The organism is Streptomyces sp. NPDC127092 (assembly GCF_042722475.1).
Lineage (GTDB): Bacteria > Actinomycetota > Actinomycetes > Streptomycetales > Streptomycetaceae > Streptomyces.
The window spans coordinates 22,316-29,843 of record NZ_JBHXFE010000026.1 but is presented as its reverse complement, the minus strand read 5'-3'; the positions used below and the strand labels follow the sequence as shown (position 1 = coordinate 29,843).

Below are 7,528 nucleotides of genomic sequence, written 5' to 3'. Positions count from 1 at the left end.
ATGGGGGGGCGGAAACGGTTCTTGGTGGGGGGGGGGTGGGGGGGGTCCTCCCACAAAGAGGGGGCCAGTGAGGGACCGGGAAGCGGTGGTGCTCTGTTGTGCTTTCCTGTGCGGTCCGCCCCCCCCGGCCCCGGTCACGCGCCCCCGCGCCGGCCCGTCCGTACGCCCCGGATCAGGCCCGGCCCATCGCCCGGGTGAGGGCGATCTCGATCACGACCCGGTCCGGGTTCGGCGCCGGGACCCGGTTGTAGCGGGCCGCGTAGCGGTCCACCGCGTCCGCGACCACCTCCGCCTCGGTGCGGATCCGCGCCACGCCCTCGAGCGTGGCCCAGCGCCCCTTGTCGACCTGGCAGACCGCCACCCGCGCGCCGTCCGGGCCCGCCGCCAGGACGTTGGCGACCTTCCTGCTGTGCTTGTTGGTGATGACCCGGGCGATCCCCTTCTCGCCGCCGTCGGGGTCGTACGTGACGCCCACCGCCACCACGTGCGGGGTGCCGTCGGGGCGGGGCGTCGTCAGCGTGCACATGTGGTACTCGCGCCAGAAGGCGAGATACGAGTCGCTCGGCTTGCTCGGATCGATGGCCATGCCCCGGAAACTACTCCCGGAAGAAGTGCGGCCGATACCTTGAGCGGAATGGACTCAACTTTGTGTACGCTGGAAGAGTCATGAAGAAGGAGTCGTAGATCCGAGGAGGAGACCCCGCACGTGGACGCCGAACTGACCAACAGGAGCCGGGACGCGCTGAACGCGGCGAGCAGCCGCGCCGTGTCCCAGGGGCACGCCGACCTGACCCCCGCCCACCTGCTGCTCGCGCTGCTGGCCGGTCAGGACAACGAGAACATCACCGATCTGCTCGCCGCCGTCGACGCCGACCAGGCCGCCGTGCGCTCCGGCGCGGAGCGGCTGCTCGCCGCGCTGCCGAGCGTCACCGGGTCCACGGTCGCGCCGCCGCAGCCCAACCGCGAGCTGCTGGCCGTCATCGCCGACGCCGACGAGCGCGCCAAGAAGCTCGGCGACGAGTTCCTGTCCACCGAGCACCTCCTCATCGGCATCGCCGCCAGGGGCGGCCGGGCCGGCGAGCTGCTCGACGCCCAGGGCGCCACGGCCCGCCGCCTCCAGGACGCCTTCGAGAAGGCCCGTGGCACCCGCCGCGTCACCACCGCCGACCCGGAGGGCTCGTACAAGGCCCTGGAGAAGTTCGGCACCGACTTCACGGCCGCCGCCCGCGAGGGGAAGCTCGACCCGGTCATCGGCCGGGACCACGAGATCCGGCGCGTCGTCCAGGTCCTCTCCCGCCGCACCAAGAACAACCCGGTGCTCATCGGCGAGCCCGGCGTCGGCAAGACCGCCGTCGTCGAGGGCCTGGCCCAGCGGATCGTGAAGGGCGACGTGCCCGAGTCGCTGCGCGACAAGCGGCTGGTCTCCCTCGACCTCGGCGCGATGGTCGCCGGCGCCAAGTACCGCGGCGAGTTCGAGGAGCGCCTGAAGACCGTCCTCTCCGAGATCAAGGAGAGCGACGGCCAGATCATCACCTTCATCGACGAGCTCCACACCGTCGTCGGCGCGGGCGCCGGCGGCGACTCCGCCATGGACGCCGGCAACATGCTCAAGCCGATGCTGGCCCGCGGCGAGCTGCGCATGGTCGGCGCCACCACGCTCGACGAGTACCGCGAGCGGATCGAGAAGGACCCCGCCCTGGAGCGCCGCTTCCAGCAGGTCCTGGTCGCCGAGCCGTCCGTCGAGGACACCGTCGCCATCCTGCGCGGCCTGAAGGGCCGCTACGAGGCGCACCACAAGGTGCAGATCGCCGACTCCGCGCTCGTCGCCGCCGCGACCCTCTCCGACCGCTACATCACCTCCCGCTTCCTGCCCGACAAGGCCATCGACCTGGTCGACGAGGCCGCCTCCCGGCTGCGCATGGAGATCGACTCCTCGCCCGTGGAGATCGACGAGCTCCAGCGCACCGTCGACCGGCTCCGGATGGAGGAGCTCGCCCTCTCCAAGGAGACCGACGAGGCCAGCCGGCAGCGCCTGGAGAAGCTGCGCCGCGACCTCGCCGACCGCGAGGAGGAGCTGCGCGGCCTCACCGCCCGCTGGGAGAAGGAGAAGCAGTCCCTCAACCGGGTCGGCGAGCTGAAGGAGCAGCTCGACGAGCTGCGCGGCCGCGCCGAGCGCGCCCAGCGCGACGGCGACTTCGACACCGCGTCCAAGCTGCTCTACGGGGAGATCCCGGCCCTGGAGCGCGAGCTGGAGGCCGCCAGCGAGGCCGAGGCCCAGCAGGAGGCCGCCAAGGACACCATGGTCAAGGAGGAGGTCGGCCCGGACGACATCGCCGACGTCGTCGGCGCCTGGACCGGCATCCCCGCGGGCCGTCTCCTGGAGGGCGAGACGCAGAAGCTGCTGCGCATGGAGGACGAGCTGGGCCGCCGCCTGATCGGCCAGGGCGACGCCGTGCGGGCCGTCTCGGACGCGGTGCGCCGCACCCGCGCCGGGATCGCCGACCCGGACCGGCCCACCGGCTCCTTCCTCTTCCTCGGCCCCACCGGCGTCGGCAAGACCGAGCTCGCGAAGGCGCTCGCCGACTTCCTCTTCGACGACGAGCGGGCCATGGTCCGCATCGACATGTCGGAGTACGGGGAGAAGCACTCCGTCGCCCGCCTCGTCGGCGCGCCTCCTGGCTACGTCGGCTACGAGGAGGGCGGCCAGCTCACCGAGGCCGTCCGCCGCCGCCCGTACAGCGTCGTCCTCCTGGACGAGGTGGAGAAGGCCCACCCGGAGGTCTTCGACATCCTGCTCCAGGTCCTCGACGACGGCCGGCTCACCGACGGCCAGGGCCGCACGGTCGACTTCCGCAACACGATCCTGATCCTCACCTCCAACCTCGGCAGCCAGTTCCTCATGGAGCCGCTGACGAGCCCCGAGGAGAAGCGGCAGCAGGTCCTGGAGGTCGTCCGCGCGAGCTTCAAGCCCGAGTTCCTGAACCGGCTCGACGAGATCGTGGTCTTCTCCGCCCTGGAGCAGGACGAGCTGGCCCGGATCGCCCGGCTCCAGATCGACCGCCTGGCCCGCCGCCTCGCCGACCGCCGGCTCACCCTGGACGTCACGCCCGAGGCCCTGGCCTGGCTGGCGGAGGAGGGCAACGACCCGGCGTACGGCGCCCGGCCGCTGCGCCGGCTGATCCAGACCGCGATCGGCGACCGCCTCGCCAGGGAGATCCTGTCGGGCGAGGTCCGCGACGGGGACACGGTCCGGGTGGACCGGTTCCAGGACGGCCTGATCGTGGGCCGGGCCGAGTCCGAGTAGGGCCCGGACCGCAGGGCCCGGCCCGCAGCACCGCAGCAGTTCGGACCGCAGCAGTCGGACCGCAGCAGTCGGACCGCAGCAGTTCGGACCTCAGGAGTCGTGGGCGAAGACGCGGACGAGGGCGGTGCCACCGCCCTCGTCCGTCACGGTGACGCCCGCCTTGGACGCCTTCCCGGAGGCCGGGGCGAACTCGACGTGGTGGCGCCGCCCGCCCTCCGACACCGTGGCCGTCGGGTAGGTCGCGGCCAGCCACCCCGCCACCTCGTCCGCGGGCATGCGGAACTCCGCCTCGACGTAGCTCTCCTGCCAGTGCGCGTACGTGCAGTGCGCGTCCCGGGCGCTGACGGGCAGCACGGCGTACGCGTACGCCAGCGCCTCACCGCAGTCCACCGGCTGCGGCTTGCCGGCCTCCGAGAACGAGTACGCGCCCCAGGCCGCGCACGACACCGGAAGTCCGCAGCACACGAACAGCCCAACCGTGATCCCGACCCACCAGCGCCGCGAACGCTTCTTCTGCCTGGCCCCCATGGGCGAGATCATGTCAGCCCGCAGCTGATCGCGCCGTGGGGACTTGCCACGCCCCGCCCGCCATGAGGGAGGATGGCGAGCATCCGTACGAAGGGAAGAACCCGGTGAGCATCGACCCGTCCTCGATTCCGAATTTCGGGGCCCAGCCCCAGCCTCAGGCCTCAGGACCGGCGGGCCCCGTCGTTCCCGACCAGGACCTCGTCAAGCAGCTCCTCGACCAGATGGAGCTGAAGTACGTCGTCGACGACGAGGGCGACCTCGCCGCCCCGTGGGAGGACTTCCGCACGTACTTCATGTTCCGCGGCGAGGCCGAGCAGCAGGTCTTCTCGGTGCGCACGTTCTACGACCGCCCGCACGCCGCGGACGACCGCGCCCGGATCCTCGACGCGATCGACGACTGGAACCGGCGCACCCTGTGGCCCAAGGTCTACACCCACCTGCACGAGGAGGAGGACGGCTCCGCCACCCTCCGTCTCATCGGTGAGGCCCAGATGCTGATCGGCACCGGTGTGTCGCTGGAGCACTTCGTGTCCTCCACCGTCAGCTGGGTCCGCGCCTCGATCGAGTTCGACAAGTGGATCGTCGAGCAGTTCGGCCTCGAGGCCCCGGAGGACAAGGAGCCCGGCGACTCCGCCGAGTAGTCCCCGGTCTCACAGGGCCATGCGTGCGAGCGTCAGCACGTACGGCGCGTAGGCGAAGGAGAGCCCGGCCAGGCCCGCGATCACCACGATCGCGGCGCCCGGCCGGGCTCTCGTCATCGCGCGGGCCAGCGGCAGCAGCAGCGGGAAGGCCGGCAGCAGGAAACGCGGCTTCGACTCGAAGAAGCCCGAGCCGCCGACGGTGATCAGGACCAGGACGCCGGTGTAGACGAGCACCGGCAGCGGCGGCCGCTCCCCGCTCACCAGGAGCGCGAAGAGCAGCACGCCCGCCCCGGTGATCACCAGGGCCATCACGTAGCCGAACTCGGTCGGCCCGGTCACCATGCCGCGTACGAAGCGCAGCGCGCCGCGCCCGAGGTCGAAGCGGGAGGTCCAGCCGTCCTGGACGGCGAAGTAGCCGCCGAGCAGGTCGCCGCGCCGGGCGCCGACCCACAGCAGGTACGACAGCCAGCCGGCCGGCGCGAGCGCGGCGCCCGCCCACACCGGCCAGTCCGCCCGCCCGCGCCGCTGCCACAGCTCGAGCCCGGCCGCGGCCAGCACGGCGGCGGCGATCGCGACCCCGTTGGGCCGGGAGAGGCCGGCGAGCGCGGCGAGGGTGCCCGCCCACAGCCAGCGGCGGGTCAGCAGGGCGTACAGCGCCCAGGCCGCGAACGCGGTCATGAGCGGCTCGGTGTACGCCATGGACAGCACGATCGAGTGCGGCAGCAGGCCCCACAGCAGGACGGTGAGGACCGCGGCCGGCCGCCCGCACAGCCGCTCGGCGACCAGGTAGATCCCCCAGGCCGCGGCCCCGGCGGCGAGCCAGGACAGCAGCAGCCCGGCCGTCCCGTAGGCGACCGGCAGGACGGTGGCGACGGCCCGCACCAGCCCCGGGTAGAGCGGGAAGAACGCCAGGTCGGACTGGACGGCGCCGTCGGGCCAGAACAGGGTGCGCCCGTACCCGTGGGCGGCGATGCGCGTGTACCAGTCGGAGTCCCAGGACTTCGCGAGCAGCGCCCGCGGCGAGCGCCCGACGTGCCAGGCCCACAGGGCCAGCACCAGTATTCCGGTGAGCCGTGCGGCGGCGAAGAGCCCGAGGGCGGGCGCCGCCCGGTGCAGCGAGGCCCGCCAGCGGGGAACGCGCCGGGCGGGAGCCGGGGTGGCGGCGGACGCCGGGCGGTCGAGAGTCTCGGCGGACAGGGGGCACCTCCGTGCACGCGAAAACCGGTCTTTACCCGACAAGTCGGTTTACCTGACCGGAGCCACGGCACGGAGGGGGCGCGCCCGTCAGAAGCGGCGGATCACCCGCAGACTGCTCGTGTACAGATCGCTCGCCGACGCGTTGAGCACCGACTTGCCGCCGACGTCGCCGAGGGTGGGACCGTCGGGCGTCTTGCGGCTGGAGACGAACCGCTGACGGCCGTGCTGGTCGGCCCCCACGTAGATGCCGGTGTGCGAGACGGCGCCGTCCTCGTTGTCCCAGAAGAGCACGTCACCGACCCGCAGCCCGTCGAGCGGCGGCGGCGTGCCGGTCGCCCGGGCGACCACCACACCGGGGGCGGAGGCGGCCTGGTCCGCCGACGTGCGGGGCAGGTAGCGGCGGGCCGGCTCGTCCGGGGCGATGCCCATCGGCACCCCCATCCAGTGGCCGTAGACCATCCGGACCAGGCCCGAGCAGTCGAGGTAGCGGCCGTGGCTCTTCAGCACGCCGGTCTCGCCGCTCGGGAAGGACCAGCCGTCGATGCCCATGTACTCGTGGAAGTCCGCCCCCACCGCGTGCAGTCCGGTCACCGGGTCCGGCGCGCTGTAGCCGGCCGTGCCGAGCACCTGCGCGCCGCCCCGCGCCGGGTCGGTGACGGCGGGCGCGTTGGGCAGGAACATCGCCGCGTAGGCCAGGGCGTCCGGCGAGCTGTCGCCCGCCCAGGCCCGGACCCGCTGCTCCACGGCCGGCGTCCAGGTGCCGTCGAAGGGCTCCGGAAGGACCCGCACCCAGGTGTCGTGCGTGATGACCGGCGGGTCGGTCCACGACGCCTCCTCGACAAGGAAGTCGTAGACCCGGGCCTCCACGCCCGTCTGCGCGCCGGGAGCCGCGTACGCCCGGACGCCGACGGTGCCCGCGCCGAGGGCCGTGTTCGCGTCGGGGTCGCGCAGGCTGTGGACCCAGTCCGGCAGGTCCGCCTCGGCCACGCCGTGCTTCCACGCGCGGACGCGCAGCACGTTGCCGGTCTTCTCGGCCTGCACCCACCAGTGGTCGTACGCGGCGAAGCCGGTCCCGACCGTGACGGGCGCGCCCAGCACGCTCACGGCGTTGTCCAGCGCCTTTTCGAGGACGAGCTGGACCTCCCGGGCCGGGGTGACGACCAGGCGGGCCCGGTAGTGGGTGTCGAGGCCGGTCAGGGAGAAGGTGAGGGCCAGCGAGAGGGGCGCGCCGGCGGGCACCTGGGTGAACGAGAAGCGGGCGCGGGCGCGGACGTCGCCGAGGTCCTTGTCGGAGAGGTAGGCGTGGCGGCTGGAACCGGTCGCGGAGAGCGTGACGGCACCCCGGCCCCCCGTCACCTTGTAGTCCGCGACGTTGGCGTCGTCCGCGGAGCGGGGCCACCACGTGCCGCCGTTCGGGGAGGTGCCCCAGCCGGAGGTGCCGTCGGTCAGTTCCCGGTCGAAGCGGTCCTCGACGCGCCGCTTCTGCTCGGTGAACCAGCGCCTCGGCCCGCGCACCGTCACCGTCCTCGCCCCGGTCGTGAGGGTCGCGAGCACGCCCCTGCCGTCCGAGACCTCCAGGCCGCCGGCGATCGTACGGGTGGTCAGCGCCCCGGCCGGGTGCGCGGTGAAGTGCCAGGGGTCGGTCGGGTCGATCAGCACCGGGACCCGCGCGCCGGGCACCGCCGGGGCGAACGGCTCGGCCTTCGGGAGGGCCGGGGGCGGGTCCGCCGCGGCGGCGGCCGGCGCGGCGGCCAGCGGCAGCGCGCCGCCCGCGGCCGCTCCGGCGAGGGCGAGGAGCGTCGATCTGCGGCTCGGCTGGGACGTCGGTGCGGACATGCGTGGATCCCCCCACAGGAAC

6 protein-coding genes are annotated in these 7,528 nt (G+C 73.3%); 2 read left to right on the top strand and 4 right to left on the bottom strand.

Annotated elements, in window-relative coordinates; genetic code table 11:
• Positions 1-172: 172 nt before the first annotated feature.
• Positions 173-586 (bottom strand): pyridoxamine 5'-phosphate oxidase family protein, encoded by a 414-nt coding sequence (locus ACFWJO_RS21835; RefSeq protein WP_386867466.1) that lies wholly within the window; start codon positions 584-586, stop codon positions 173-175.
• A gap of 120 nt (positions 587-706) precedes the next feature.
• Between ACFWJO_RS21835 and clpB the strand changes: the two genes are divergently transcribed.
• The gene (gene clpB / locus ACFWJO_RS21830; protein WP_386867464.1) at positions 707-3,304 is read left to right on the top strand and encodes an ATP-dependent chaperone ClpB; all 2,598 of its coding nucleotides are present in this window, start codon (positions 707-709) and stop codon (positions 3,302-3,304) included.
• Positions 3,305-3,394: 90 nt separating this feature from the next.
• On the opposite strand, the gene ACFWJO_RS21825 is transcribed toward clpB, so the two are convergent.
• Positions 3,395-3,832, bottom strand: a complete 438-nt coding sequence (locus tag ACFWJO_RS21825; RefSeq protein WP_386867462.1) for a hypothetical protein — start codon at positions 3,830-3,832, stop codon at positions 3,395-3,397.
• Positions 3,833-3,936: 104 nt separating this feature from the next.
• Here ACFWJO_RS21825 and ACFWJO_RS21820 point away from each other — a divergent pair, with 104 nt between their 5' ends.
• Positions 3,937-4,473 carry a YbjN domain-containing protein gene (locus tag ACFWJO_RS21820; RefSeq protein WP_384422486.1) on the top strand — a complete coding sequence of 179 codons (537 nt, stop codon included), beginning with the start codon at positions 3,937-3,939 and terminating at the stop codon, positions 4,471-4,473.
• A 9-nt stretch (positions 4,474-4,482) separates the two neighbouring features.
• Here ACFWJO_RS21820 and ACFWJO_RS21815 read toward each other — a convergent pair whose 3' ends face one another.
• Together ACFWJO_RS21815 and ACFWJO_RS21810 are read right to left on the bottom strand one after the other, a co-directional pair.
• Positions 4,483-5,712 carry a glycosyltransferase family 39 protein gene (locus ACFWJO_RS21815; protein WP_386867460.1) on the bottom strand — a complete coding sequence of 410 codons (1,230 nt, stop codon included), beginning with the start codon at positions 5,710-5,712 and terminating at the stop codon, positions 4,483-4,485.
• A gap of 45 nt (positions 5,713-5,757) precedes the next feature.
• Entirely contained in the window at positions 5,758-7,506 is a 1,749-nt protein-coding gene (locus ACFWJO_RS21810) for a C40 family peptidase (protein WP_386867458.1), read from the bottom strand.
• Between the last annotated feature and the right edge of the window lie 22 nt (positions 7,507-7,528).